Raw genomic sequence first — 25156 nt, forward strand, 5'->3', positions numbered from 1 at the left:
ATTCGAAAGACGACCATGGGACACTAAGCACTTCGGAGGCATCGCACTCCCAAGGAACCCCATGGACACCTTTCTTACTGAGGAAGAGCTACAGCGCCTGACCGGATACAAGCTAGCAGCGCACCAGCGCCGATGGCTGGAGGAAAGGCATTGGAAGCACGCGCAAGACCGCCTCGGCCGTCCTATCGTCGCTAGGGCGTACTGTCTGCAACAGCTCGGTATCAAAGAAGATCAGAAAAGCCGAGGCACAAAGCCCAAGTGGTCTGTGCTGTTTCCGGATGAGCAAGGGAAGCTATGAGCGCCTGGACCGAACTGTGCCGAGTTCAGGTAGATTCAGCTTCGGCTCATTCCTGAGGCGCATTTTCGGCTCTGGGCGAGGCTCCTGATGGGGAATACCCAGACTAGCCCTGAACACCAGCAGCGTCCCATCAGGTCGAATCTGGAAGCGGATGCCCAAGGCCTTCAGTACTTTGGCCTGAGCTTGGCGACGCTTCCTGCGCGTGACCTGCTCGATTTCGTCGTCTGTGAGTGTGAGGCTCAAGATCAATTCCTTCAAGCGTCCGGTTGACGATCCCGGATCTGCTCGAGCGTCTTAAGTATGCTTGCTTGCCACTCTCCTTGATGTGCACTCGCTTGGGCTAACTCATCGCTAGTAGAAACTTTGACTGACAGCGGCCGTCGACCGGCTATCAAGTCTGGCAAGACGGACTGAATTTCTTGGCGCTTTTGTTCCATCGCCTCGTGCGCGTTGGGCAAATAAAGCCCCTTCCTGATCTGCACCTTTGTAAATCGGTATCCGACGCGCTGCGCAATAGCGAACAAGAGGTCAGAAAATAGATCCTCTCGTTTTATTGCGAGGGCGCCTACTTGATCTTCGGCGACCTTGTTGTAATCAATACTCAAGTGATCCAAATAGGCGCGCCATGCCTCAATGACCGCTTCATCGCGCCTATTGCGCTTCCCGTCGCCTCTGCCATAGAACACGAGGTCGATCATGTTCAGGGCGGCGACATGCTCTTCAGACAGACGTGAACCACGCGTAGCCATGAGAGCCTTGAAGACGGCCTCGCGTTGAGATTGCCCTGCTTGGATACGTTCGACCATCTTTTGCGCTTGAACGGCTAGGATGGGGCCAAGCACCGTAGCTCCAACCATTACCCAATCCGACGTTTCCATTGCCATTTTCGACCCCTGCCTTGTGGTTTGAGGATCATATCCGCAGCCCGTCAAATAGTCCGGGTTTACCAATTAGAAGCATGAGGTAGCCATGGCGACGCCATCAGTTACGAGCCTTATGAGGGCCAAGGAGGCCGCCGAGATGCTGGGCGTGTCCCTGCGGACCGTCTACGAACTGGCCGCGCCTAGCGGGCCTATACCATGCTACCGAATCGGCCGCACGCTAAGCTTCGCCCGGGTCGATCTAGAGGCCTACCTGCAAAGCTGCAGGCATGAACCGGTACCGGAGCCAGCCTTCAAGTCAGGCCGACCCTATCAATAGTTGAAGCCTTCTGATCCGCTGGGGGAGAGTGATCTTGTGAAGCTATTTAAAAGCCACGGCATCACGCCAAAGATGAAGCCGTAGGCTGTGCAATTCCTGTGTAATTCGGCGTGCAAAACCCGCGATAGATTGGCAAAAACTAGAGCAACCAACAGAACCCGGCCAGCCCGCCACGCCGCGTCATTGCTAGGTTTGGAGCAATTTAAGCATCTTCGATAAAAGGTGCGTAGCGTTCTTGTAATGAGAAGGTCGAGGGTTCGATTCCTTTCACCGGCACCAAACGCATCCAACAAAAAGCCCAACCTTCCGGTTGGGCTTTTTGCTTTTCGACAGCCGTGTGCGGCCCGTGACTTCAGCCCAGCGGGGGCAGCATGTTGAACAAGAGGACCATGATCAAGCCCACGACCGACACGATCGATTGCACCACCGAGATCGTCTTGGTGGCTTCGCCCATCGTCATGCCGAAGGATTCCTTCACCATCCAGAAACCGGCGTGGTTGGCATAGTTGAAGAACAGCGAACCGCAACCGATCGACAGCGCCAGCAAGGGCAGGTTCAACGAGGGGTCGGCGCCGGCCAGCGGCGCCAGCAGGCCCGCGGCGCCCACGATGCCGACCGTGGCCGAACCCGTGGACACCGACAGCAGCATGGCGATCAGCCAGCCCAGGATCAGGGGCGGGAAGGCGAACTGGTGCGTCAGGTGCACGATGGCGTCGCCGACCTTGGCGCTGGTCAGCACCTGCTGGAAGGCGCCGCCGCCGGCGATGATCAGCATGATGCCGGCGATGGGCTTCAAGCTCTGGCCGAGCGCCTCGCGCAGCTTTTCCGCGTCGCCGCGACGCATGAACACCAGGGTGACGGCGGCAAACAGCACGCCCAACAGCATGGCGACGACCGGGTTACCCAGGAAGGCGGCCACGTGCAGCCCGCTTGAACCCTTGGGCAGCAGCATCTCGGCCACGGCGTGCACCAGCATCAGCAGCGCCGGCAGCAAGGCCGCAAGGATGCCCAGGCCCACGCTGGGCGCGCCGTTGCCGGCGGCCGCTTCGCGGGTGGCGGTGAACTGGTCCAGCAGCGCCTCGTCCGGACGGGTCGTCATGCGCGGGGCGATGAACGCGCCATACAGCGGACCGCCGAAGATCATGGCTGGCAGCGCGGCGATGAAACCGTAGATCATGGTCGGACCGACCGTGGTCTTCAAGGTGGCGATCGCCGTCAATGGGCCCGGGTGCGGGGGCACCATGCCGTGCATGGCCGCCAGGGCGGAAATCACCGGCACGCCGACATACACATACGCCGACCCCTTGAAACGCTGCTGGCCCTCCAGCTTGCGCGCCACGCTGAAGATCAGCGGCAGCATCACCACCAGGCCGACCTCAAAGAACATGGGGATGCCGATGACGAACGCCACCAGCGTCATGGCCCAGGGGATCATCCGGGGCGAGGTGTGACGCAGGATGGCGTTGGCCAGGCGCTCGGTGGTGCCGGAGTCGGCCAGGATCTTGCCCAGCATGGCACCCAGCGCGATCACCACGCCGACCGCGCCCAGGGTCTTGCCCGCGCCGTCGGTCAGGTTCTTGACGATGGCCACCGGCTCCATGCCCGTGGCGAAGCCGACGCCAATGGAAACGATCAGGAGCGCCAGCAGCGGATGCATGCGGATGCGCGAAACAATCAGTGCGACCAGCACCAAAACGCTCACCAGGGCGGTGAGCAGCAATTGAATGTCGAACGAAGACATGTGTGAACCCAGAAAAAACGAGAGAGGTCGCGAACCTTCTGGGTGCCATCATAAGGGATCGGCTTTACGCCCGCCGGTCACAGGGCGGCGGGCGGGCGGCGACGCGTCAGGGCGCCCCGCGCAGCCTATCCCCCAAGCGCTCAGTCGGGCTTGATCCCTGCGGCCTTGATGATCGCCGCGTTGCGCTCCAGTTCCGTCTCGACCTTGCGGCGGAACGCGACCGGATCCTGATAAGTCGCGTCAAAGCCCAGCTCCTGCAGTTTGGCCCGGGTGTCCGGCTCCGCCATCACCGCTTCGATTTCCTTGGACATGCGGGCGACGATGGGCGCAGGCGTGCCTTTGGGCATGACAACGCCGAACCAGGTTTCGAAGTCGTAGCCGGCCACGCCGCCTTCGGCAACGGTGGGCACCTCGGGCACCAGGGAAGAGCGCGCGCGGCCCGTCAACGCCACGGCGCGCACCTTGCCCGCCTTGATCTGGGGCAGGCCCGCCACCAGGGTGTCGATCGACAGCGGGATCTGGTTGCCGATCAGGTCCGTCATGGCCGGTGCGCTGCCGCGGTAGGGCACGTGCAGCAGCTTGGCCCCCGTGCGCTGGGCCAGCGACTCGCCCGCCATGTGCGGCGTGGAGCCGTTGCCGAACGAACCGAAGCTGAGCGCCTGCGCGGCCGACTTGCTGGTGATGTCCGCCACCGTGCCGATGCCGGTCTGCGGATTCGTCAGGATCACGAACGGCGTGCTGCCGGCGACGGCGACGTATTCGTAGCTCTTGATCGGGTCGTAGTTCAGGTTCGGATACAGCAGCGGGTTCGACGTGAACGTCGGCGCGCCGGTGATCATGAAGGTATAGCCATCGGGCGCAGCGCGGGCGACGGCGGCAGCGCCGATGCCGGTGTTGGCGCCAGGCTTGTTTTCAATCACGACGGTCTGGCCCAGGCGCGCGCCCAGCTTCACGGCGAAGAGGCGGCCGATGACATCGGTGGATCCGCCCGGCGGGAACGGCACCACCATGGTGATCGGCTTGTCGGGATAGGACTGTGCCGAGGCCATCAGCGGCGTTGCGGCCAGGACGCACAGCGCGAGGGCGCGGGCGACGGTTTGGTTCATTGGTTTCCCCTTGTGTTGTTGGTGTGGTGATCAGTGCGGCAACACGGGCGCCTGGCGCCAGTACTGCGTAGCCTGTTCGAACGCGTGCGCCAGCTGCAGCAGCGCGTGTTCCTGGCGATAGCGCCCGACGATCTGGATGCCCACGGGCAAGCCCGCGTCGGTGAAGCCGCAGGGCACCGAGATCGCCGGATGGCCGGTCAACGACAGGTAGTAGCCCGACCGCATCCAGTCGATGTAGTTGTGCATCGGCGTGTCTTCGATGCGGCTCACGGTTTCCTGCTCGACCGGGAACGGCAGCACCTGGCTGACCGGCCCGATCAGGAATTCATGGGTCTGCATGAAGGCCTGCATGCGCGCGAACAGGGCAGCGCGGTCGCGCTCGGCCTGGAGGACGGCAGACGGCGGCTGTTGCAGGCCCAGTTCGACGTTCCAGATGACCGTGTCTTTCAGCAGATGCCTGTGGTCGCGCAGCACCGCTTCGTAGCCCACCGCGAAGGCCTGGCCGCGCAGGGCCTGGAACGAGGCGTCTGCGCCAGTGAAGTCCGGGCAGGCGGGTTCCACCACCGCGCCAAGGTCCGCGAAGACAGGCAGCTGGCGTTCCAGCGCCTGCAGCACCGCGCGTTCGACGGGCAGGCCGCCCCAGGTCGGCGCATAGGCGATGCGCACGCCATTGAAATCACGCACCAGGCTGTCGAGAAAGCGAGCCGGGTCCTGTTCGATGGCCAGCGGGTCGCGCGGGTCTGCGCCGGCGGTCGCGGCCAGCAACAACGCCACGTCGGCGACCGTGCGCGCCATCGGGCCCGCCACCGTCAACGCGTTGAAAGGATTGGCCGTCGGCCATTGCGGGACCCGACCGGGCGACGGCCGCAGGCCCACCACGTTGCAGAACGAGGCCGGATTGCGTAGTGACCCGCCCATGTCGGTGCCGTCTGCCAACGGCGCCATGCGCGCGGCCAGCGCGGCGGCGGCGCCCCCGCTGCTGCCGCCCGCGGTCAGGCGCAGGTCGTAGGGATTGCGGGTGGCGCCGAATACCGGATTGAACGTCTGCGAGCCAGCACCGAACTCGGGCAGATTGGTCTTGCCCAAGGTAATCGCCCCCGCCGCGCGCTCGCGGCTGACGATCAGGCTGTCGCGCTCGGGCACGAAGTCGCGGTACAGCGGCGAACCGTAAGTCGTGCGCAGGCCGGCCGTCAGGAACGAATCCTTGTGCACGATGGGCAGCCCATGCAGCATGCCCAGCGGGTGGCCGGCCGCCTGGCGTTCATCGGCCTGGGCGGCGCGCGCCAGCGCGCCTTCGGCATCCACGGTCACCACCGCATTCACTTGGGCATTGCAGGCGTCGATGCGCGCCAGGTGCGCGGCCGTCACGTCACGGGCGCTGAGATGGCCGGCGGCGATCTCGGCGCGCAGTGCCACGGCGGTCATGTCGCATAAAGAGGAAGTCTGTGTCATTGCAGCTTAGGTTTATTGCTATGCGATACAAAGTATTGAATAATCAACTTTATAGTGGGTATTCCGCCCCCGGACAATTCGGGGAAACTAGCGCTGCCCCGCTTTCACTGCCCTCCTTTTCGCTGCCTCCGCTCCCTTTCGCCGCCCGTCCCGGACCCGCCATGACGACACGCCCGCCCTCTGTTGCCGATACCGCCGCCGTGGACAGCGACGACCCCTTGTTTGTCGCATCGCTGGAAAAGGGCATGCGGGTGCTGGACGCGTTCCGCGACGCCTCAGACTCGCTGGGCCTGACCGATATCGCCTCAATCACGGGCTTGGGAAAAAGCGCTGCGCAGCGCTTCATCCACACCTGGGAGCGCATGGGCTACCTGATCAAGGATCCGGCCTCGCGCCGTTACCGGCTGGGGCCCCGCGTCGTGGAACTGGGCTACTTCTTCCTGCGCAGCGACCGGCTGGTGTCCATGGCTGCGCCGCATCTGGTGGCGCTGCGCGACCGCTGCGGCCTGGCCGTGCACATGAGCGTGCTGGCCGGCACCGACATGATCTATCTGCTGCGCCTGCCCAGCCGGCAATTGACCCTGGCCGAAATGCTGCCGGGCCGCCGCATGCCCGCCTGGTGCAACAGCGGCGGGCGCATGCTGCTGACCCCGCAAGACGATGACGCCATCCGGCAGGCGCTGCTGCGGGCGCCGCCACGCGCTTTCACGCCGCGCACGGTCGTGGACCCGGACGCCTTGCTGGCGTTGATCCGCCAGGCCCGCGAAGACGGCTATGCACTGACTGAAGACCAGGTGCTGCAAAACCAGGTGGGCGCGGCGGTGCTGGTGCGCGACGCGCGAGACGTGCCGCTGGCCGCGATCAGCGTGAGAGCGCCGCGCCACGACTATCCCACCGACCGCTTGCTGAGCGATATCGTGCCGCAGCTGTTCCGCACGGCGCAGGCAATCCAGGACGCCTGATTCAAATTTTTCGGGCCGTTTTGCATTCTTTCGATTTTTTGTGCATAATTCGGCCCCTCTACCTGTTCCCCGATAGCTCAGTCGGTAGAGCGACGGACTGTTAATCCGCAGGTCGCTGGTTCGAGCCCAGCTCGGGGAGCCAAGAATTCAGCCGCGCAATCTTCATCCGCACGGCTCGCAAAACAAGCAGTACCCGCAGTACCCTTAAAAAAAGCCCGCAACCTGTTTGCGGGCTTTTTGCATTGCCGTCCACAACGCGTAGGATGACGCGCATCCCGCCCTGATGCTTTCCGCCTCTTGCCCATGCGTTCCACGCGATCCCTGCCTGCCCTGGTTTCTTTGCGCGCCTTCGAAGCGGCGGCGCGACGCCTGAGCTTTTCGCTGGCCGCCCAAGAGCTCTTCGTCACGCAAAGCGCGATCAGCCACCACATCCAGCGCCTGGAAAGCGAGCTGGGCGTAGCGCTGTTCGAGCGGCGCACGCGCGCGGTGGCGCTCACGCCTGCCGGCCAGGCCTACTACGAACACGTGCACGCCGCCTTTGAATTGCTGCGCCAGGGCACGGACGCCATCCGCGCGCCGACGGCCGCGCGCGCCACGCTCAAGGTCGGATTGCTGGCGTCGTTCGCCACGCGCTGGCTGGCCCCGCGCCTGCCGGCGTTCGCCGCTGCGCATCCGGACATCGACCTGCAACTACAGCCGGACATTGGCCTGGCCGATGTGGCGGGCGGCGAAGTGGACGTGGCGATCCGCTACGGCCGCGGCGGTTGGCCCGGCGTGGCCTCGCGGCTGCTGATGGGCGAACGGCTGTCGGTCGTATGCGCGCCCAGCCTGATCGTCGGCCGCAAGCGCCCGCGCACGCCGGACGATCTGCTGGGCCACCCGTTGCTTGCCTCGCATGCCAAGCAGCCCTTTGAATGGGACGCGTGGGCGCGGCAGTTCGGCATGGACCTGGGCCGCGCTCAGACCGTGCGCCTGCACGACTACAACATCGTCGTCGAAGCCGCGCTGGCCGGCCAAGGCCTGGCCATGGGCCGGCATCGGCTGATCGCCCCGCACCTGGCCAGCGGCGCGCTGGTCGAGGCGCTGCCGGAGACGGTGCTGGAGGATCCGCGCATCGGCTGGTGGTTCGTCGCCCCCCGTGGCGCCCTGACGCCCCCGGCAAAGGCCCTGCATGACTGGCTGGTCCAGGCCGCACAGGCGGCGGTGGACACGTATTAGTTCTACTCATGCGTAAAAGGCAAGAATTGATTGGTCACGCGCAGCAGTGGCCGATAGCATCGAAGCTCGCGCTTTTTCGCTAACCCCTTTTGCAGGTGAATCGACATGACCCGCACCATCTCCGGCCGCGTGGCCGAACTGGGCTACACCCTGGAAGCCGCCGCCGCGCCCGCCGCCAACTACGTGCCGTTCGTCCTGGAGGGCAACCTGCTCACCATCTCGGGCCAGATCTCGCGCCAGGGCGGCAAGCCGCGCTACTTGGGCCAGCTGGGCAACCAGATCTCGGACGCCGACGGCGTCGAAGCCGCAAAGCTGTCGGGCCTGAGCATCCTGTCGCAAATCGCCGCCGCGACGGGCGACCGCCTGGACCGCGTGGCGCGCGTCGTGCGCCTGGGCGTCTTCGTGGCCAGCACGCCTGACTTCAACCGCCAGAGCGCCATCGCCAACGGCGCGTCCGACCTGATGGTGGACGTGTTCGGGGACGCCGGCCGCCATGCGCGCAGCGCCGTCGGCGTGGCGTCCCTGCCCCAGGGCGTCGCCGTGGAAATCGAAGCCGTCATCGCCTTGACTCCCGCCTGATCGCCCGCCGCCATGCCAGCCCCTCTGACCCCTGACGCCATCGACGCGTTGCGCGCCTGCACGCCGGGCGCGCAAACCAGCATCCATTTCAATCACGCCGGCTCGTCGTTGCCGTCTGCCGGCACGCTGGAGGCGATCTACGCGCATCTGCAGCGCGAAGCGGCGCAGGGTCCGATGGAGGCCGGCGTGGCCTCGCGCGCACTGACCGAAAGCGCCCGCACGCTGGCGGCCCGGCTGCTCAATGCGCAGCCGGACGAGATCGCGCTGACCACCGGCAATTCCCCGGGCTGGGGCGCGGCCTTCGCCGCAATGGCGCCGTGGCGTCCCGGCGACCGCATCCTGGTCGGTCGTCACGAATGGGGCGGCAACCTGGCGGCGATGCGGCTACGGGCAGAACGCGCTGGCGCCGTCCTGGAAACCATCCCCTCGGATGACAGCGGCTGCGTGGACCCGGAGGCGCTCGCCGCCATGCTGGACGAACGCGTGCGCCTGATTGCGTTGACCTGGCTGCCCGCCAACGGCGGACTGATCAATCCGGCGGCCGCCATCGGCCGCGTGGCGCGCCAGCACGGCATTCCGTATTTCGTGGACGGCGCGCAATCGGTGGGCCAGTTGCCCATCGACGTGGCGGAGATCGGCTGCGACGTGCTGAGCGGCGCCGGCCGCAAGGCCTTGCGCGGCCCCCGCGGCACCGGCCTGTTGTACGTGCGGCGCGATTTCCTCGACCAGCTCACGCCTGCGTTCGTCGATACCCATTCGGCCCCGCTGGGCGCGGACGGCCAGCCGCAATTGCGCGCCGATGCCGCCCGCCTGGAATCCGCCGAAAACTCGCTGGCGTTGCGCTGCGGCCTGGCCCACGCCTTGCAGGAAGCGCTGGACATCGGATTGGAGACCATCCGCGCCACCATCGATGCCAAAGCTCAATCGCTCAGAACGGAGATCGCGGCCATCCCGGGCATCACCGTTCTGGATCAGGGCCGGAAGCTGTCCGGCCTGGTGTCCTTCAACCTGGCCGGCCAGGAAGCGGCGGCCGTGCAGCGCGCCCTGGCGGCGCAGGGCATCACCATCGGCAGCAACGGCGTGCCCTACACGCCGCTGGACATGCAGGCGCGCGGCCTGACGCAGATTGCGCGCGCCTCGGTCAGCTATCTGACGAGCGATACCGAGGTCGCCCGCTTGCTGGATGGGCTGCGGCAACTGGCGCGCTAGCCCGGCCATTGCCGCCTCAGGCCGCCGCGCGGCGCATGAAGGGCGACCACTTCGTGAAGACGAGCAGGTTGCCGACCATCACCAGCGCCAGGCCGGCAAAGGCCGACGGCGTCCATTGATAGCCCTCGGCCACGGTCGACACGGTAAGCGCGACGACGGGGAACAGCACCGTGCAATACGCGGCGCGGGCCGGCCCCATGCGACCCACCAAAGTCAGGTAAGCGGTAAAGCCGATCACCGATCCGGGAATCGCCAGATAGAGCAGGGCGCCCACATACGCCGGCGACGAATCGAACTGGAACGGCAGGCCCGCCACCAGGCAGCCCGCCAACAGGATCGACGCGCCGTAGACCATGCTGAAAGCATTGCCCGTCAGCGGCCGGATGCCGGCGCGCTGCTGCAACGACGACAGCATGTTGCCGGTGGAAAAGCAGAACGTGCCCAGCAGCGCGAAGCCCAGGCCCAGCAACGTTTCGTGGCTGGCCTCCTGGCTGGCCAACTCGGGCCAGAACAACAGCACCAGGCCTGAAAAGCCGAACACGCCGGCTAGCATCACACGCGGCGCGATGCGGGTGCCGAACCACAGCCGGGCGTTCAGCGCGTTCCACAGCGTCGCGGCGGAAAACACCACCGATACCAGTCCGCTGGGGATCCACTGCGTGGCGGTGTAGAAGCACAGGAAATTCAGGCAGAACAGGCAAAGTCCCTGGCCCACGCAGAGCCAATGGCCGCGCCGGTCCAGCTTCTGCAGTTTGCGGGTCAGCAACAGGGCGGCGAACAGCACCAGGCCCGCCAGCGCGAAGCGGTAGAAGATGGAAACGGGAATGGCCACCACGCCCAGTTGCAGCTTGATGGCGATCCAGGTGGTGCCCCAGATGACGACGGTCAGGAAATACAGGAAGAAATTCACGATGCGATGGGCAGAAAATAGGGGACACGAAGCGGGCGAACCAGAGCACAAGCCGCCTTGCCGCGAGTGTGCGCCGCCCGGCCGGCCCCGGATTGCCGGTTCTTGCGGTTTTTGCACGGTCGCGCGCGCGGCGCGCGCGAGATCGCAGTAGCATTTCAGTCCTATGGGCACCACCGCCTCGGCCCCGGCCGATTTCTCCGTCTTTCGCACCTTGTCGCGCTCCACCGCCACGCTGGAACGCGCCTCTGCGCTGGGCGAAGGCATGGCCATTTCGCAATGGGGCCGCAGCGCCAACGAAACACTGGGCTACGACACCCCGGGTCACCACACGCTGTCGCTGTACCTGCATGGCGGCGACAAGTCGTTCCGGGTCGGCCACGACACCCTGCACGGCGGCGCCGGCAAATTCTGCGTGTTGCCCGCCGAACACTATTCGCGCTGGTGCATGAACGACACCGTGCATTTCCTGCACCTGTACATCGCCCCCGAACGGCTGGCGCGCGAAGCCGTCATGCGGCTGGACTGCGAACCCCGCACCCTGGAACTGCGCGACCGCACCTACATCCAGGACGATTCGCTGATCGATGTGTGCCGGCAATTGCTGGGCACAGACTGGTCACAGCCGGCGGACCGGCTGGCGGCCAGCAGCGCAGCGGAAACCGTGCTGCACCACCTGCTGAACCAGGGCGTGGCTCGCAAGTCCGCCCCGCCTGCCCGGGGCGGCCTGGCGCCCGCCGTGCGCCGGCGCGTCATGGATTACGTGGACGCACATCTGCACGAAGCCCTGACGCTGGACCAGCTGGCGGGCGTCGCCGCGCTGTCGACCTACCACTTCGCTCGCATGTTCCACACCTCGTTCGGCGAACCGCCGCATGCGTGGGTGCGAGGACGGCGCCTGGCGCACGCCCGCAGCCTGCTGGCCACCGGCAAGGGCGACCTGGCCGGCATCGCGCAGGCCAGCGGCTTCGGCAACGCCAGCCACCTGTCGCGGGTGTTTCGCGACGCCATCGGCGTCACGCCCGGCCAGTACCGCAGCGCGCGCCGCCAGCACTGAAGGCGGCCGCCGTCCGGCCCCGTTTCCCGACCCACGCGGTCTACAATGGCCCATCGCCCTTAGCGGCCTGACACCGCGGTCCCACCGCGCTTGCCCACGACGCGATGCCGTCCACGACCTCTCGCGATTCCGATCTCATGGCCGGCCCCGCCGCCCCGCGCCCGCTGCGCGCGCATTGGCTGGCCGAACTCATCCGCCTGCGCGAAACCCATTGGGGCCCGCTGGACGACGCCGACGCCGTGCGGCGCGTGCGGCAGCTGGACACCGATCTGCCCTCGCGCATCCTGGCCCGCGCCGACCTGTTGGCGCAACGTGAAAACCTGACCCCGCTGGTCGATGCCTGGCGCCGCAGCGCGCGCGGCATCCTGGCCGTACTGTTCGTGCTGGCCCTGATATCGGGCATCGGCGTTGCGCTGGGCGCGCTGGGCGACGGATCGCGGCCGGTCAACGTGCTGTGGGCGCTGGGCGCCTTGCTCGGCCTGCACGCGCTGACCTTCCTGCTGTGGCTGGCCAGCTTCCTCGTCAGGGCGTCGGCCATGACCGGACTGGGCCGCCTCTGGCTCTGGGCCACCCGCAAGCTGGCGCGCGGACCCGACGGCGCCCTGGTGCCGCAGGCCTTCCTGAACCTGCTGGCGCGCGCAGGCGCGTTGCGCTGGCTCTTCGGCGCCATCAGCCACCTGCTGTGGCTGGCCGCCTTGTGCGCCGCGCTGGCGGCCTTGCTGGCGGTGCTGTCCACCGCCAGCTACCGCTTCATCTGGGCCACCACCTTGCTGGCCCCCGACACCTTCGTGGGGCTGACGCAGGCCATCGGCTGGCTGCCCGCGCACCTGGGTTTCCCGATGCCGGACGCCGCAGTCATCCGCGCCAGCGACGGCGCGCAGACCCTGACCGCCGACGCGCAGGTGCAGTGGTCGCTGTGGCTGATCGGGGTGCTGGTGGTCTACGGCATCCTGCCGCGCCTGCTGGCGGGCGCGCTGTGCGTGGCCGCCACGCTGCGCGCGCTGCGCCGGGTACGCATCGACCCCATGCTGGCCGGTTTTTCACCGCTGCGCGACCGCCTGGAACCGCCGGCGCAATCCCTCGGCATCGACCGCCCCGTGGACCCGCTGCACGAACCCCGCGTCCGCGCGCCGTCGCTGGCCGGGTTGGGCGGGCAAGCTGTGCTGCTGGGCCTGGAGCTGCCCGCCGACCTGCCCTGGCCGCCCGCGGACGTGCCCACGGGCATCCAGATGGCCGGCAACCTGGACACGCGGGAAGAACGCAACCGCGTGCTGGACGCGCTTGCGCAGGCCGCGGCCTCGCGCCTGCTGATCGCCTGCGACGCCCGCCAGACGCCCGACCGCGGCACCCTGTCCCTGATCGCCGAACTGTCCGCCCACGCGCAGGCTACCGGCGTGTGGCTCATCACGGGGCCCGAGGATGAGTCGGGCGCCGGCACGCGCGCCGCGCTGTGGCGCGAACGGCTGCTGGCCCTGGGCCTGCCTGCCGACGCCATCCTGCAAACCCCTACGGCCCCGCTGACGTGGCTGGAGTCCGGCCATGGCTGACGACGTCATCAAGATCGCGGTGGTGGGCCACACCAACACCGGCAAGACCTCGCTCTTGCGCACCCTCACGCGCGACACCGCGTTCGGCGAGGTGGCCGACAGCCCCGGCACCACACGCCACGTCGAAGGCGCGCGGCTGCGCCTGGAAGGCCGTGCCGTGCTCGAATGGTTCGACACGCCCGGGATGGAAGACAGCATCGCCCTGCTGGAATACCTGGAGCGGCTGGATGGCCCCGAAGAACGGCTGGACGGCCCGGCGCGCATCCGCCGCTTCCTCGACACGCCCGAAGCGCACGGCCGCTATGAACAAGAGGCCCGCGTCCTGACCAAGATGCTGGACTGCGACGCCGCACTCTACGTGATTGACGCGCGCGATCCTGTGCTGGGCAAGCACCGCGACGAACTCTCCATCCTGGCCGCCTGCGGCCGGCCCTTGCTGCCCGTGCTGAACTTCGTGAACGCGCCCGCCCACCGTGCCGACGAATGGCGCGGCGCGATGGCGCGGCTGGGCCTGCATGCGGTGGTGGAATTCGACACGGTCGCGCCGCCGCTCGATGGCGAACAGCAGCTGTACGCCAAACTGGGCGTGCTGCTTGACCGGCACGCCGGCGCGTTAGCGCGGCTGTCCGACAGCCTGTCCGCGCAACGCCGCGAACGCCACGCCGCCGCCTACGAACTGTTGGCCGACCTGCTGGTCGACGTGGCGGCGCTGCACGTGTCCAGCGCCAGCGACGAGGCCGCGCTGGCCACCGCATCGAACCAGTTGCGCGATCAGGTCCGGCAACGCGAACAGACCTGCGTGAACGCCTTGCTGGCGCTCTATAACTTCCGTCCGTCTGATTTTTCGGATGATGCGCTGCCGCTGCAAGGCGAACGCTGGGGCATGGACCTGTTTCATCCGCAGGCGCTCAAAGACATGGGCGTGCAGGTCGGCATGGGTGCGGCCGCCGGCGCAATGGCAGGCGCGGCGGTGGACCTCTTCAGCGCAGGCCTGAGCCTGGGCACCGGCATGCTGATCGGCGCGGCCGCCGGCGGCCTGTGGCAGGGGGTGGAGAAACTCGGCAAGCGCGTGGCGGGCAAACTGCGCGGCTGGCGCGAGATCAGCGTGGACGATGCCGTGCTGCGCCTCCTGGCGCTGCGCCAGCGGCAATTGATCGACGCGCTGGAACGCCGCGGCCATGCCGCGCGCGAGCCATTGAAACTAGCCCTTCCGGATGATGCCGCCTGGCAGAAGGGGCCCTTGCCCGACGGCCTGAAAGAAGCGCGCAGCCGCCCGGAATGGTCGGCGCTGGGCAAGCATTACGAAGACAGCGACCGCAGGAAGCGCATCGTCCACGAGTTGGCGAAAAACCTTGCCGCCACGCCTCGTCCGGACGCCTGATCACCGCGCCGTTCCCGGCGTGGAACGCACCATTCAAGGCCGACGGCAAGCGCGGACTAACCCCAATCCAAACCGATTGACGCTTAAACGAATCGATCTATAAGATTCGTTCTGCATCGGCGCGGTCCGTCCCCGCCATGACAATCACAAGGGGTTGGGTCTATCGTGAAGTCGAAGTCCTCGGCAGTGATTCCCGGCATCGCCCTCCACGGCCCGTGCGCAGTTCGCGCCGCGCGCCTTCCGACCCCACGCCGTCTTTCGTCGTAAGCAGCAACGCCATGCCCCGGATCCCGATGGGGCCGGGGCCCTGTCACTTCTGTCGCGCGATCCGCGCACCACACGGAGCATGAGGGCTATGCGTACTTTTCCCCACCTGAAGCAGGCTGCGCTGGCGGCGGCCGTTGCGGCATCGCTGGCATTCAGCGCCGGCGCGGCCGCCAAGACGTTCCACTGGTCCTATCAAGGCGACGCCACGTCGATGGACCCGATGGCCTTGAACGAAACCTTCACGCTCGGTTTCCAGGGCAATATCTACGAGACGCTGGCGGGTTACGACGGCAACCTGAAACTGACCCCCTTGCTGGCCGAAAGCTGGGAAAACCCCGAGCCGACCAAATGGGTGTTCAAGCTGCGCAAAGGCGTGAAGTTCCACGACGGTTCGCCCTTCACGGCGGACGACGTGATCTTCTCGTGGAAGCGCAGCCTGACGCCGGGCTCCGACATGAAGGGCTACGGCGCCAAGGCCTCCGACATCAAGAAGGTGGACGACTACACGATCGAAGTCACCACCCCCACGCCCAACCCCATCCTGCCGCGCGAATGGGTGTTCCTGTACATCATGAGCAAGACGTGGTCCGAGAAGAACAAGACCACCGAAGCCACCAACGTCAAGGGTGACAACCAGGGCAACTACGCCAACCTGAACGCCAACGGCACCGGCCCCTTCATGCTGGTCTCGCGCCAGCCTGACGTAAAGACCGTGCTCAAGCGCTATGGCGACTATTGGAACAAGGACATCAAGACCAACGTCGACGAAGTCATCTTCCAGCCGATCACGCAGGAAGCCACGCGCGTGGCCGCGCTGATCTCCGGCGAAATGGACCTGGTGCAACCCGTGCCCGTACAGGACTGGAAGCGCCTGGAAGACGCCAAGGGCGTCAAGCCGCTGACGGCGCCCGAAGCGCGCGCCATCTTCATCGGCATGGACCAGGACCGCGACGAACTGCTGTTCTCGGATGTGAAGGGCAAGAACCCCTTCAAGGACGCCAAGGTGCGTGAAGCCGTGGTGCTGGCGGTTGACACCAAGGCCATCAACGAGAAGATCATGCGCGGCGCAGCCAAGCCGCTGGGCTCGCTGGTGGCTACCGCCATCAACGGCTACGCCGACTCCTACGGTGCGCCCTACAAGCCTGATCCCGAACGCGCCAAGAAGCTGCTGGCCGAAGCGGGCTACCCCAAGGGCTTCACGGTGACGATGGACTGCCCGAACGACCGCTACGTCAATGACGAAAAGGTCTGCCAGGCGGTGGCCGGCATGCTGGCGCGCGTCGGCATCAAGATCAACCTGCTGGCGCAGACCAAGTCCAAGTACTTCGGCAAGATCCTGCTGCAGGCGGGCAACCAGACCAGCATGTACATGCTGGGATGGACGCCCAGCTCCACCGACGCGCACAACGCGCTGCTGAACCTGGCAGCCTGCCGCGACGCGAAGACGGCGGCCGGCCAGTTCAACCTGGGCGGCTACTGCAACAAGAAGGTGGACGACCTGACCAACAAGATCGGCGTCGAAACCGATCAGACCAAGCGCAACGCCATGATCAAGGAAGCGTTCGAGATCGTGCGCAGCGACTTCGGTTACCTGCCGCTGCACCAGCAACCGATGTCTTGGGGCGTGAAGGACAACATCAAGGTCATCCAGCGCGCCGATGACGTGCTCGACCTGCGCGACGTGGTGTTGCCGTAACCGCCTGCCGCAATCCCTGCGTTGATTTCCTGACGATGTGAGCCTCGGACGGCGTGAGCCGTCCGGGCGCGCCCGGCCCAGCCCCGCTTCCCGCTTTCAACGGAAACGCGGCCCGGCGTTATCTGCAAACGAGGGCATCCGATAATGCTTTCCTTTATTGCGCAACGGCTTATCCAGTCGGTGCTGGTGATGTTGACGGTGGCGCTGATCGCGTTCTCCATGTTCCGCTATGTGGGCGACCCGATCGCCAGCATGGTCGGCCAGGACACCACGCCTGAACAACGCGCGCAGCTGCGTGTCGAGCTCGGCCTGGACGATCCCTTCGTGGTGCAGTTCGCCCGCTTCGTCGGTAATGCGGTGCAAGGCGATTTCGGTATCTCGTACCGCCAGCGCCGGCCCGTCAGCGAACTGCTTGAAGAACGCATGCCCGCCACGCTGGAACTGTCTTTTGTGTCCGCCGTCATGGCATTGGCGCTGGGCATTCCGATGGGCATCTACACCGCGCTCAAGCGGCACGGCGTGCTGTCCAAGGCCTTCATGGCGATCTCGCTGGCCGGCATCTCGCTGCCGACATTCCTGATCGGCATCCTGCTCATCCTGGTCTTCGGCGTGCAGCTGCGATGGCTGCCCAGCTTCGGACGCGGCGACGTCGTCAGCCTGGGGTGGTGGACCACCGGCTTTCTGACCAAGTCGGGCTGGCTCGCGCTGATCATGCCGGCCATCACGCTGGCGCTGTTCCAGATGACGCTGATCATGCGCCTGGTGCGCGCCGAGATGCTGGAGGTGCTGCGCGCCGACTTCATCAAGTTCGCGCGCGCCCGCGGCCTGCCGGAACGGCTGATCAATTTCCGCCACGCCTTGAAGAACACGATGGTGCCCGTCATCACCATCACCGGCCTGCAGCTGGGGTCCATCATCGCGTTCGCCATCATCACGGAAACGGTGTTCCAGTGGCCCGGCATGGGGCTTTTGTTCATCCAGGCCATCAGCATGGTGGACATCCCCGTGATGGCCGCCTACCTGGTGCTGATCGCGTTCATGTTCGTCGTCATCAATCTGGTGGTCGACCTGCTGTACTTCGCCGTGGACCCGCGTCTGCGCGTGCAGAGCAAATGAAAAATAGCCCCCACGCCGCGCCTTCGGCTTGCTGCCCCCCAGGGGGGCGTTTTTTACCTTGGGACGGCCCAGCGGTAAAAAAGGAAATCACATGATTGCTCGCATCGCTCCCCTTTTTGCCCGCGCCGCCGACAGCGACCTGTGGCACAGCTTCAAGCGTTCGCCTGGCGCCATCATTGCCGCCGCCGTGACGCTGGCCATCCTGCTGGGCGCGCTGTTCGCGCCAATCATCGCGCCGCACAACCCTTTCGACCTGGCGTCGCTCAGCATCATGGACGCCAACACGCCGCCGGCCTGGGAAGAGGGCGGCAGCCCCGACTTCCTGTTGGGCACCGACGACCAGGGCCGCGACATCCTGTCGGCCGTGCTGTATGGCTCCCGCGTATCGCTGCTGGTGGGGTTTGCCTCGGTGCTGTTCTCGATGGTGCTGGGCGTGACGCTCGGCCTCATCAGCGGCTACGCCGGCGGCCGCATCGACAGCTTCATCATGCGCATCGCCGACGTCCAGCTGTCGTTTCCCGCCATCCTCGTCGCCCTGCTGATCGACGGCGTGGCGCGCGGCATCCTGCCACGCGACATGCATGACCAGCTGGCGCTGTACGTGCTGATCTTCGCCATCGGCATTTCAGGCTGGGTGCAGTACGCGCGCACCGTGCGCGGCTCCACGCTCGTCGAACGCAACAAGGAATACGTGCAAGCCGCGCGCCTCATCGGCATCGGCCCCATCACCATCCTGCGCCGCCACATCCTGCCCAACGTCATGGGCCCGGTGCTGGTCATCGCCACCATCCACCTGGCGATCGCGATCATCACCGAGGCCACGCTGTCGTTCCTGGGCGTCGGCGTGCCGGTCACGTCGCCGTCGCTGGGCACGCTGATCCGCATCGGCAACAGCTACTTGTTCTCGGGCATGTGGTGGATATCGATCTTCCCCGGCATCGCGCTGGTGGCGCTGGTGCTATCGGTCAACCTGCTGGGCGACTGGCTGCGCGACGCGCTTAACCCCAAGCTGCGCTGAGGACGTCATGGCCCTGTTGAACATCGAAGACATCCGCATCGAATTCCCCAGCCGCCGCGGCACGCTGGTGGCGGTGGACGGCGTATCGCTGTCCCTGGAAAAAGGCGAGATCCTGGGCGTGGTCGGCGAATCCGGCGCAGGCAAATCCACCATCGGCAACGCGGTGATCGGCTTGCTGGAAGCACCCGGACGACTGGCCGGCGGCTCGGTGCTGCTGAACGGCGAACGCATCGACACGCTGACGCCGGCACAGAAGCGCAAAGTGCGCGGGCGCCGCATCGGCATGATCTTCCAGGATCCGCTGACCTCGCTGGACCCCTTGCAGACGGTGGAAAGCCAGTTGGTCGAGACCATGCAGGTGCACCTGAACCTGTCGCACGCCGAAGCCAAGAAGCGCGCCGTGCAGCTGCTGGTGCAGGTCGGCATCGACCAGCCCGAGCTGCGCGTGCAGCAGTACCCGCACCAGTTCTCGGGCGGCATGCGGCAACGCGTGGTGATCGCGCTGGCGCTGTGCTGCGAACCCGAGGTGATCATCGCCGACGAGCCCACCACCGCGCTGGACGTCTCCATCCAGGCGCAGATCCTCGAACTCTTGAAAAAGCTGTGCCGTGAAGAGCAGGTCGGCATGATCATCATCACGCACGACATGGGCGTGATCGCGGACGTGACCGACCGCGTGGCGGTGCTGTATCACGGCAAGCTCGTGGAACAAGGCCCCACCGCCAAGATCCTGGGCGATCCCGACCACCCCTACACCCGCAGCCTGATCTCGGCCGTGCCGCGCCCGGACATCAAGCTCAAGCGCTTTCCGCTGGTCACCTACATCGAAGACGTGAAGACGCCGTCGCAGCCCCTGGATCTTGCCACGCACTGGCTGGGCCAACGGCGCGACTTCGGCGCGCATACCGACGGTCCGCTGGTGCAGGTGCGCGACCTATCCATGCGCTTCGTGTTGAAGAGCGCGCTGTTCAAACGCAACCAGCGCACGCTGGACGCAGTCAAGCGCGTGAACTTCTCGATCGGCGAAGGCGAGGTCTTCGGACTGGTGGGCGAATCGGGTTCCGGCAAATCCACCGTGGCGCGGCTGATCTCGGGGCTGTACACGCCCTCGGAAGGTTCCGTCACGTTCGGCGGCACGGACCTGACCGCGCTCAAGGGCGAAAAGCACCTCAACCCGTTCCGGCGCCAGATCCAGATGATCTTCCAGGATCCGTTCTCGTCGCTGAACCCCCGCATGCGCGTGCTGGACATCGTGGCCGAGCCCATCCGCTTTCACAAGTTGGCGGCAAGCGAAGCCGAGGCCCGCCGCATCGTGGCCGACCTGCTGGACGTGGTGGGCCTGGGCGACCGCGCGGCCGAGCGCTTCCCGCACGAGTTCTCGGGCGGCCAGCGCCAGCGCATCTGCATCGCCCGCGCGCTGGCCACGCGCCCGCGCTTCCTGATCTGCGACGAGCCCACCTCCGCATTGGACGTATCCATCCAGGCGCAGATCCTGAACCTGCTGAAAGACCTGCAGGAAGAGTTGGGCCTGACCATGCTGTTCATCAGCCATGACCTGCCGGTGATCCGCCAGATGTGCGACCGCGTCGGCGTGATGCGTTACGGCGAATTGCTGGAAGTGGCCGAAACGGAAAGCCTGTTCGACCATCCGCAACACCCTTATAGCCAACACCTGCTTGGATTGATGCCCCGCCTGCAATCCATGTCCCGCGAGGGGCTGGACGTGGTGGAAGGCTGACGCCTGAGCGCAACCGGAGCGAGACATGACGGCGACACGACAGACCCTCTTCATCGGCGGACAGGTATTCGATGGCGAGGGCAAGATGCTGCAGGGCCACGGCGTGCTGGTCGACGGCCAGCGGGTGGCGCGCGTGGCGCCGGCGGCCGAATTCGAAGGCTACGCCGGCATGCAGGTCAACACCACCGGCATGACGCTGATGCCCAGCCTGGCGGACTGCCATGTCCACCTGGTCTATACCGGCGGCGCCGATCCCAATGCGCAGTTAAGCAAGCAAGGCCCGGCCCAGATCACGCTGACCGCGCTGGAGAATGCGCAGGCCAGCCTGCGCGGCGGCGTCACGGCGCTGCGCGACTGCGGTGGCAAGGACTATCTGGAATTCGGCGTGCGCGACGCCATCGCGCGCGGCGTGTTCCCCGGCCCCACCATCAAGGCATCCGGTCGCATCATCTGCATGACGGGCGGCCACGGCAACCGCATCGGCCGCATCGCCGACGGCTGTGAAGACGTGATCAAGGCGGTGCGCGAACAGGTGCACGCCGGCTGCGACCTGGTGAAGATCATGGCGACCGGCGGCGTCATGACGCCCGGCGTCAGCCCGATGGACGCGCACTACAGCTTCGACGAAATGAAGGCGGGCGTGCACGAGGCCAAGCGCTTTCGCAAAAGCACGGCCAGCCACGCGCAAGGCACCCAGGGCATCTTGAACGCGGTGCGCGCCGGCATCGATTCCATCGAGCACGGCATCTTCATGGACGACGACTGCCTGCGCGAAATGCTGGAGGCCCAGACCTATCTGGTGCCCACCATCGCCGCGGTGCGCAACATCATCGCCAACGCCGACAACGGCATCCCGGCCTATGCCGTGGAGAAAGCCCGCGCCGTGGAACAGCGCCACCGCGAATCGTTCCAGATGTACTACAAGGCGGGCGGCCGGATCGCGATGGGCACGGACGCCGGCACGCCGTTCAACCTGCATGGCGAAAACGCCATGGAACTGGCCTACATGGTGGAGTTCGGCATGACGCCGGTGGACGCGCTGATCGCCGGCACCTCGCGCGGCCACGACCTGATGGGTCTGGACCAGCATGGCGTCCTGGCCGACGGCAAGGTGGCCGACCTGCTGCTGGTGCAGGGCGATCCCACGGAAGACATCCTGAAAGCGGCCGACAAACGCTTCCATGTGGCGGTGCTGCGCAACGGCGAAGTGGCCGCAGGCGCCTTGCCGTTCTGACAGCGACAACGCGCCCGGCGATAAAAAGAAAAGCCGCCGCGCTGTGAAGCGCGGCGGCTTTTTCCTTGATGCTGCGTGCGGGGAGTGCGCCTTAGCGCGCGCCGCCCATTGCGCCGCTCATCACCATCATCAGGAACTGCTCGACCGGCATCTTCTTGCCGTTGAAGTCGACTTGGCCGTCGGCATAGTTCAGGTACGAGACGATGTTGTTGTTCTCGACCTTGGCCATACCCATCGCGGCCGCCATGGTGCCGACCATTTCAGCCTGACCCTTGGCGGTCTGCGCAGCCTGCTCGGCCGGCACGCCGCGCATTTGCGGTTCGATCGCCATCAGGTCGGTCAGGTTGCCCTTGGACAGCACCAGCTTGGCGTCCAGCTTGCGCACCGCCTGCGTCAGCGTGTCCGCGAACTCGCCGTCCATGGAGGCCGGTTTGGCCAGATCCAGGTTCAGGTTGAACGTGGACGTGCCATTGGCCGTACGCACTTCCAGCGGCGACACGGCGAGCGTCGGATTGCCGGCCAGCAACAGCTCGACGTTGGTTTTCAGGATCTGCTGCTCTTCGGGCGTGAACTGCGGCGTCTGCTCTTCACCCTTGCTTTGCATCATGCGACGCGAAGCGGCTTCGTAGACGTCGTTCAGCGCCTTGAACGCCTTGGAGTCCAGCTTCTGCACGTCGATGGCCAGCTTCAAGCCCGCCATGTCCTTGGCCTGCACGTTGATCATGCCGAAATCCAGGGCCATCTTGGCGCCCAGCAGCGAATTGGCTTCCGCCACATCGACGGCGATCGTGGTGTCCTTGAACTGGACGGGCGGCTTTTCCTTGGAGGTGATCGTCCAGTCCTTGAACGTCAGCTTCTGGTTGCCCACGTACATGTCGTTGGAGGCCGGCGTCAGGTCGCTGGTCAGCGTGATGCCTTGCAGGGCCATGCTGACGATGTCGCTGTTCTCCGACTGGCCGGACAGCACCAGCTTGTCCGTCTTCAGGTCGACGACGCCGTGCTTCGTGCCCGTGGCGTATTCGACGTTGCCGGTCATGCCCGAGAAGCTCAGGTTCGTGTCGCCCTTGGCCACTTCCACCGGCGCCAGGTTGAACTTGCCCGTGATGTTCTTCCCGTAGCTGACGCTGTAATGGCCGGTCAGGGGCGTGACGCCCTTGGCGGCGGCAAACCATTCCTTGACCGCCGGGGTCTCTTCCAGGGCGAAGTCGCTGGCCACCATGGCCGGCATGAACGAGCCGGTCTTCAGGTTGGACAGGGGCAGGGGACCGTGGCTCAGTTGCTCAACGAACAACACGTCGCGCTCTTCGGCCGGCTTGCCTTCGGTGGCCGGCGCGGTGAACTTCACGCGATAGCGCGCGGTGGACGAAAACACGCCGCGCTCGAACGACACCAACTCAACCTTGGACGCGATGCCCCACTTGTCGCTAAACGTCTTCAGGCTGTCGTTGGCGTTCGCGATCGACTGATTGACGAAGTCCTCGGCCTTCTGGCCCGTGTACCAGGCCGTGCCGGTCCACACTGCACCCAGTACGACAACGACACCCACTAACGCCGATTTCTTCATAGCGATCCTTTATTCTTCAAATGGATATAAGCGCACGGATTATAGGGAGTGCCGCCTAGGGAAAACACTTATTTCGTGCATAGGCGATGCAATATGTTACGTGGTGATACCGCCTTACGAAAAATCCACCGGTGCTGCAATGCCACATCAGCTACAATCGCACCGTGTGCTTTGCCAATCTGCACACGTCCGCTAGGCCCTTCGCTGCCAAGCTTCGCCCATCAGGGCGCTTCCCTTTTCTCCTTATTCGTCCGCCTGGATTGGAGTCTCTCAACTTGAGCGACGGGCTGCCGCTGGAGTTGTTTTGACTACCTCTTCCCCTTTTGCCGACCTCGGGCTGGCTGATTCCCTGTTGCGCGCCATTGCCGATACCGGCTACACCGCACCCACCCCCATTCAAGCCCAAGCCATTCCGCAAGTGCTCAAAGGCGGCGATCTGCTGGCCGCCGCACAGACCGGAACCGGCAAGACCGCCGGCTTTACGCTGCCGATCCTGCACCTGCTGATGCAGCAGAAGCCGGAACTGCGCAAGCCCGGCCGCCCCCGTTGCCTGATCCTGACCCCGACGCGTGAGTTGACCGCGCAGGTCGCGGAATCGGTGCAGACCTACGGCAAGTACACCTCGCTGACGTCCATGGTGATGTTCGGCGGCGTCAACATCAACCCCCAGATCTCCGCGCTGCGCAAGCCGCTGGACATCCTGGTGGCCACGCCCGGCCGCCTGCTGGACCATTGCGGCCAGAAGACGGTGGACCTGTCCGGCGTTGAAATCCTGGTGCTGGACGAAGCCGACCGCATGCTGGACATGGGCTTCATCCGCGACATCCGCAAGATCCTCGCGCTGCTGCCCAAGCAACGCCAAAACCTGCTGTTCTCGGCCACGTTCTCCGACGAGATCCGCACGCTCGCACGCGGTGTGCTGAACAACCCGGGCGAAGTCTCGGTGACCCCGCGCAACACCGCCACCGAACTGGTCACCCAGACGGTGCACATGGTGGAACAGCACCACAAGCGCGACCTGATCAGCCACATCATCCGCGAAAGCGGCTGGCATCAGGTGCTGGTGTTCACGCGCACCAAGCACGGCGCCAACCGCCTGGCTGAAAAGCTGGTCAAGGACGGCCTGACCGCCGCCGCGATCCACGGCAACAAGAGCCAATCGGCCCGCACCCGCGCGCTGGCCGGCTTCAAGGACAGCACCGTGACGGTCCTGGTGGCCACCGACATCGCCGCCCGCGGCCTGGACATCGACCAACTGCCCCAGGTCGTGAACTTCGAACTGCCCAACGTGCCGGAAGACTACGTGCACCGTATCGGCCGCACGGGCCGCGCCGGCGCCACCGGCGCCGCGGTCTCGCTGGTCGACAACAGCGAAATCAAGCTGTTGAAGGACATCGAGCGCCTGATCAAAAAGACGATCGAGCGTAAGCCGGTCGAAGGCTGGACCCCGTCCCCGACCAGCGCTGCCGCTTTCGAGCGCCAGGAACGCGACGAAGATGCCCGTAGCCCGCGCGGTGGCAACCGCAACGGCGGTGGCGGCCGTGGCGGGAACGCCGGTCGCGGCAACGGTGGCGGCAATGCCGGCGCCGGCCGTTCGCGTCCGGCCCAGGGCCAGCCCCGCGCCGCCGCTGGCGGCCGTGCCCCCGCGCCGGCCCGTGCCGGCGGCGAAGGCCGCGGCAACGGCGGTGCTCGCGATGGCAAGCCTGCTGACCGTCCGGCGCACGCCGGCCGCGCCGAAGGCCGCCCGCAGCAAAGCCAGCGCCGTCCCGAAGGGACTGCCCGTCCGGCCGGCAACGGTGGCTCGGGTCGCCCGGCTCAGGGCCGCTCGTCCGGCGCCCCCCGCGCGGCGTTGCTGGGCAAGTAATC

22 protein-coding genes and 1 tRNA gene are annotated in these 25156 nt (G+C 65.9%); 16 read left to right on the forward strand and 7 right to left on the reverse strand.

What is annotated here, in order from left to right; all coding sequences use genetic code 11:
• The first annotated feature begins 61 nt into the window (after nt 1-61).
• Nucleotides 62-298 (forward strand): DUF4224 domain-containing protein, encoded by a 237-nt coding sequence (locus AC3WMU_RS26505; protein WP_492283182.1) that lies wholly within the window; start codon nt 62-64, stop codon nt 296-298.
• Here the strand turns inward: AC3WMU_RS26505 and AC3WMU_RS26510 are convergent.
• On the reverse strand, nt 293-556 hold the full coding sequence (locus AC3WMU_RS26510; protein WP_492283183.1) for a DUF4224 domain-containing protein: 264 nt from the start codon (nt 554-556) through the stop codon (nt 293-295). The genes AC3WMU_RS26505 and AC3WMU_RS26510 overlap by 6 nt on opposite strands.
• On the reverse strand, nt 553-1182 hold the full coding sequence (locus AC3WMU_RS26515) for a DUF6680 family protein (RefSeq protein ID WP_492283184.1): 630 nt from the start codon (nt 1180-1182) through the stop codon (nt 553-555). The genes AC3WMU_RS26510 and AC3WMU_RS26515 overlap by 4 nt, the downstream gene beginning before the upstream one ends.
• A gap of 112 nt (nt 1183-1294) precedes the next feature.
• On the opposite strand from AC3WMU_RS26515, the gene AC3WMU_RS26520 reads away from it, so the two are divergent.
• Nucleotides 1295-1498 carry a helix-turn-helix domain-containing protein gene (locus tag AC3WMU_RS26520; RefSeq protein ID WP_492283185.1) on the forward strand — a complete coding sequence of 68 codons (204 nt, stop codon included), beginning with the start codon at nt 1295-1297 and terminating at the stop codon, nt 1496-1498.
• A 352-nt stretch (nt 1499-1850) separates the two neighbouring features.
• Here AC3WMU_RS26520 and AC3WMU_RS26525 read toward each other — a convergent pair whose 3' ends face one another.
• The 3 genes from AC3WMU_RS26525 to AC3WMU_RS26535 all read right to left on the reverse strand — a co-directional run bounded on the left by AC3WMU_RS26525 (nt 1851) and on the right by AC3WMU_RS26535 (nt 5797).
• Nucleotides 1851-3239 carry a GntP family permease gene (locus tag AC3WMU_RS26525; protein WP_006224515.1) on the reverse strand — a complete coding sequence of 463 codons (1389 nt, stop codon included), beginning with the start codon at nt 3237-3239 and terminating at the stop codon, nt 1851-1853.
• Nucleotides 3240-3379: 140 nt separating this feature from the next.
• Entirely contained in the window at nt 3380-4345 is a 966-nt protein-coding gene (locus tag AC3WMU_RS26530) for a Bug family tripartite tricarboxylate transporter substrate binding protein (RefSeq protein ID WP_492283186.1), read from the reverse strand.
• 30 nt (nt 4346-4375) lie between these two features.
• Entirely contained in the window at nt 4376-5797 is a 1422-nt protein-coding gene (locus AC3WMU_RS26535; RefSeq protein WP_035213040.1) for an amidase, read from the reverse strand.
• Nucleotides 5798-5958: 161 nt separating this feature from the next.
• On the opposite strand from AC3WMU_RS26535, the gene AC3WMU_RS26540 reads away from it, so the two are divergent.
• From AC3WMU_RS26540 to AC3WMU_RS26560, 5 genes are all read left to right on the forward strand, one after another.
• A complete protein-coding gene (locus AC3WMU_RS26540; RefSeq protein ID WP_488705584.1) occupies nt 5959-6759 on the forward strand; it encodes an IclR family transcriptional regulator in 801 nt (266 codons plus the stop codon).
• 66 nt (nt 6760-6825) lie between these two features.
• Nucleotides 6826-6901: transfer RNA gene (locus AC3WMU_RS26545), tRNA-Asn, on the forward strand.
• 161 nt (nt 6902-7062) lie between these two features.
• A complete protein-coding gene (gene gcvA / locus AC3WMU_RS26550; RefSeq protein WP_492283187.1) occupies nt 7063-7977 on the forward strand; it encodes a transcriptional regulator GcvA in 915 nt (304 codons plus the stop codon).
• A 105-nt stretch (nt 7978-8082) separates the two neighbouring features.
• Entirely contained in the window at nt 8083-8556 is a 474-nt protein-coding gene (locus AC3WMU_RS26555) for a RidA family protein (RefSeq protein ID WP_006224510.1), read from the forward strand.
• Between the two features lie 12 nt (nt 8557-8568).
• The gene (locus AC3WMU_RS26560) at nt 8569-9765 is read left to right on the forward strand and encodes an aminotransferase class V-fold PLP-dependent enzyme (RefSeq protein ID WP_492283188.1); all 1197 of its coding nucleotides are present in this window, start codon (nt 8569-8571) and stop codon (nt 9763-9765) included.
• A 16-nt stretch (nt 9766-9781) separates the two neighbouring features.
• On the opposite strand, the gene AC3WMU_RS26565 is transcribed toward AC3WMU_RS26560, so the two are convergent.
• Nucleotides 9782-10675, reverse strand: a complete 894-nt coding sequence (locus AC3WMU_RS26565; protein WP_492283189.1) for a DMT family transporter — start codon at nt 10673-10675, stop codon at nt 9782-9784.
• A 163-nt stretch (nt 10676-10838) separates the two neighbouring features.
• On the opposite strand from AC3WMU_RS26565, the gene AC3WMU_RS26570 reads away from it, so the two are divergent.
• From AC3WMU_RS26570 to AC3WMU_RS26605, 8 genes are all read left to right on the forward strand, one after another.
• Nucleotides 10839-11729 carry a helix-turn-helix domain-containing protein gene (locus AC3WMU_RS26570; RefSeq protein WP_454675977.1) on the forward strand — a complete coding sequence of 297 codons (891 nt, stop codon included), beginning with the start codon at nt 10839-10841 and terminating at the stop codon, nt 11727-11729.
• Nucleotides 11730-11866: 137 nt separating this feature from the next.
• Nucleotides 11867-13276: a DUF2868 domain-containing protein gene (locus tag AC3WMU_RS26575; protein ID WP_424625683.1), complete on the forward strand. Its 1410-nt coding sequence runs from the start codon at nt 11867-11869 to the stop codon at nt 13274-13276.
• Entirely contained in the window at nt 13269-14657 is a 1389-nt protein-coding gene (locus AC3WMU_RS26580; RefSeq protein WP_492283190.1) for a GTPase/DUF3482 domain-containing protein, read from the forward strand. The genes AC3WMU_RS26575 and AC3WMU_RS26580 overlap by 8 nt, the downstream gene beginning before the upstream one ends.
• 355 nt (nt 14658-15012) lie before the next feature.
• Nucleotides 15013-16620, forward strand: coding sequence for an ABC transporter substrate-binding protein (locus AC3WMU_RS26585; RefSeq protein WP_006224504.1), 1608 nt, complete (start codon nt 15013-15015; stop codon nt 16618-16620).
• 144 nt (nt 16621-16764) lie between these two features.
• A complete protein-coding gene (locus AC3WMU_RS26590) occupies nt 16765-17736 on the forward strand; it encodes an ABC transporter permease (protein WP_006224503.1) in 972 nt (323 codons plus the stop codon).
• Nucleotides 17737-17827: 91 nt separating this feature from the next.
• Nucleotides 17828-18754, forward strand: a complete 927-nt coding sequence (locus tag AC3WMU_RS26595; protein ID WP_006224502.1) for an ABC transporter permease — start codon at nt 17828-17830, stop codon at nt 18752-18754.
• Between the two features lie 7 nt (nt 18755-18761).
• Nucleotides 18762-20492 carry an ABC transporter ATP-binding protein gene (locus tag AC3WMU_RS26600; RefSeq protein ID WP_006224501.1) on the forward strand — a complete coding sequence of 577 codons (1731 nt, stop codon included), beginning with the start codon at nt 18762-18764 and terminating at the stop codon, nt 20490-20492.
• 25 nt (nt 20493-20517) lie between these two features.
• Nucleotides 20518-21726 carry a metal-dependent hydrolase family protein gene (locus AC3WMU_RS26605; protein ID WP_006224500.1) on the forward strand — a complete coding sequence of 403 codons (1209 nt, stop codon included), beginning with the start codon at nt 20518-20520 and terminating at the stop codon, nt 21724-21726.
• A gap of 91 nt (nt 21727-21817) precedes the next feature.
• On the opposite strand, the gene AC3WMU_RS26610 is transcribed toward AC3WMU_RS26605, so the two are convergent.
• Nucleotides 21818-23290, reverse strand: a complete 1473-nt coding sequence (locus tag AC3WMU_RS26610; RefSeq protein ID WP_492283191.1) for a YdgA family protein — start codon at nt 23288-23290, stop codon at nt 21818-21820.
• Between the two features lie 304 nt (nt 23291-23594).
• Here AC3WMU_RS26610 and AC3WMU_RS26615 point away from each other — a divergent pair, with 304 nt between their 5' ends.
• Complete coding sequence (locus AC3WMU_RS26615) at nt 23595-25154, forward strand: DEAD/DEAH box helicase (protein WP_280027218.1); 1560 nt, start codon at nt 23595-23597, stop codon at nt 25152-25154.
• Nucleotides 25155-25156: the final 2 nt, after the last annotated feature.

This window comes from Achromobacter sp. FW305-C-13 (genome assembly GCF_058783475.1).

Bases quoted from the DNA above. Each gene is read 5' to 3' on its own strand.
- AC3WMU_RS26505 (WP_492283182.1), top strand. From the start codon at position 62: ATGGACACCTTTCTTACTGAGGAAGAGCTACAGCGCCTGACCGGATAC.
- AC3WMU_RS26515 (WP_492283184.1), bottom strand. From the start codon at position 1,182: ATGGCAATGGAAACGTCGGATTGGGTAATGGTTGGAGCTACGGTGCTT.
- AC3WMU_RS26520 (WP_492283185.1), top strand. From the start codon at position 1,295: ATGAGGGCCAAGGAGGCCGCCGAGATGCTGGGCGTGTCCCTGCGGACC.
- AC3WMU_RS26525 (WP_006224515.1), bottom strand. From the start codon at position 3,239: ATGTCTTCGTTCGACATTCAATTGCTGCTCACCGCCCTGGTGAGCGTT.
- AC3WMU_RS26530 (WP_492283186.1), bottom strand. From the start codon at position 4,345: ATGAACCAAACCGTCGCCCGCGCCCTCGCGCTGTGCGTCCTGGCCGCA.
- AC3WMU_RS26535 (WP_035213040.1), bottom strand. From the start codon at position 5,797: ATGACACAGACTTCCTCTTTATGCGACATGACCGCCGTGGCACTGCGC.
- AC3WMU_RS26540 (WP_488705584.1), top strand. From the start codon at position 5,959: ATGACGACACGCCCGCCCTCTGTTGCCGATACCGCCGCCGTGGACAGC.
- gcvA (WP_492283187.1), top strand. From the start codon at position 7,063: ATGCGTTCCACGCGATCCCTGCCTGCCCTGGTTTCTTTGCGCGCCTTC.
- AC3WMU_RS26555 (WP_006224510.1), top strand. From the start codon at position 8,083: ATGACCCGCACCATCTCCGGCCGCGTGGCCGAACTGGGCTACACCCTG.
- AC3WMU_RS26560 (WP_492283188.1), top strand. From the start codon at position 8,569: ATGCCAGCCCCTCTGACCCCTGACGCCATCGACGCGTTGCGCGCCTGC.
- AC3WMU_RS26570 (WP_454675977.1), top strand. From the start codon at position 10,839: ATGGGCACCACCGCCTCGGCCCCGGCCGATTTCTCCGTCTTTCGCACC.
- AC3WMU_RS26575 (WP_424625683.1), top strand. From the start codon at position 11,867: ATGGCCGGCCCCGCCGCCCCGCGCCCGCTGCGCGCGCATTGGCTGGCC.
- AC3WMU_RS26580 (WP_492283190.1), top strand. From the start codon at position 13,269: ATGGCTGACGACGTCATCAAGATCGCGGTGGTGGGCCACACCAACACC.
- AC3WMU_RS26585 (WP_006224504.1), top strand. From the start codon at position 15,013: ATGCGTACTTTTCCCCACCTGAAGCAGGCTGCGCTGGCGGCGGCCGTT.
- AC3WMU_RS26590 (WP_006224503.1), top strand. From the start codon at position 16,765: ATGCTTTCCTTTATTGCGCAACGGCTTATCCAGTCGGTGCTGGTGATG.
- AC3WMU_RS26595 (WP_006224502.1), top strand. From the start codon at position 17,828: ATGATTGCTCGCATCGCTCCCCTTTTTGCCCGCGCCGCCGACAGCGAC.
- AC3WMU_RS26600 (WP_006224501.1), top strand. From the start codon at position 18,762: ATGGCCCTGTTGAACATCGAAGACATCCGCATCGAATTCCCCAGCCGC.
- AC3WMU_RS26605 (WP_006224500.1), top strand. From the start codon at position 20,518: ATGACGGCGACACGACAGACCCTCTTCATCGGCGGACAGGTATTCGAT.
- AC3WMU_RS26610 (WP_492283191.1), bottom strand. From the start codon at position 23,290: ATGAAGAAATCGGCGTTAGTGGGTGTCGTTGTCGTACTGGGTGCAGTG.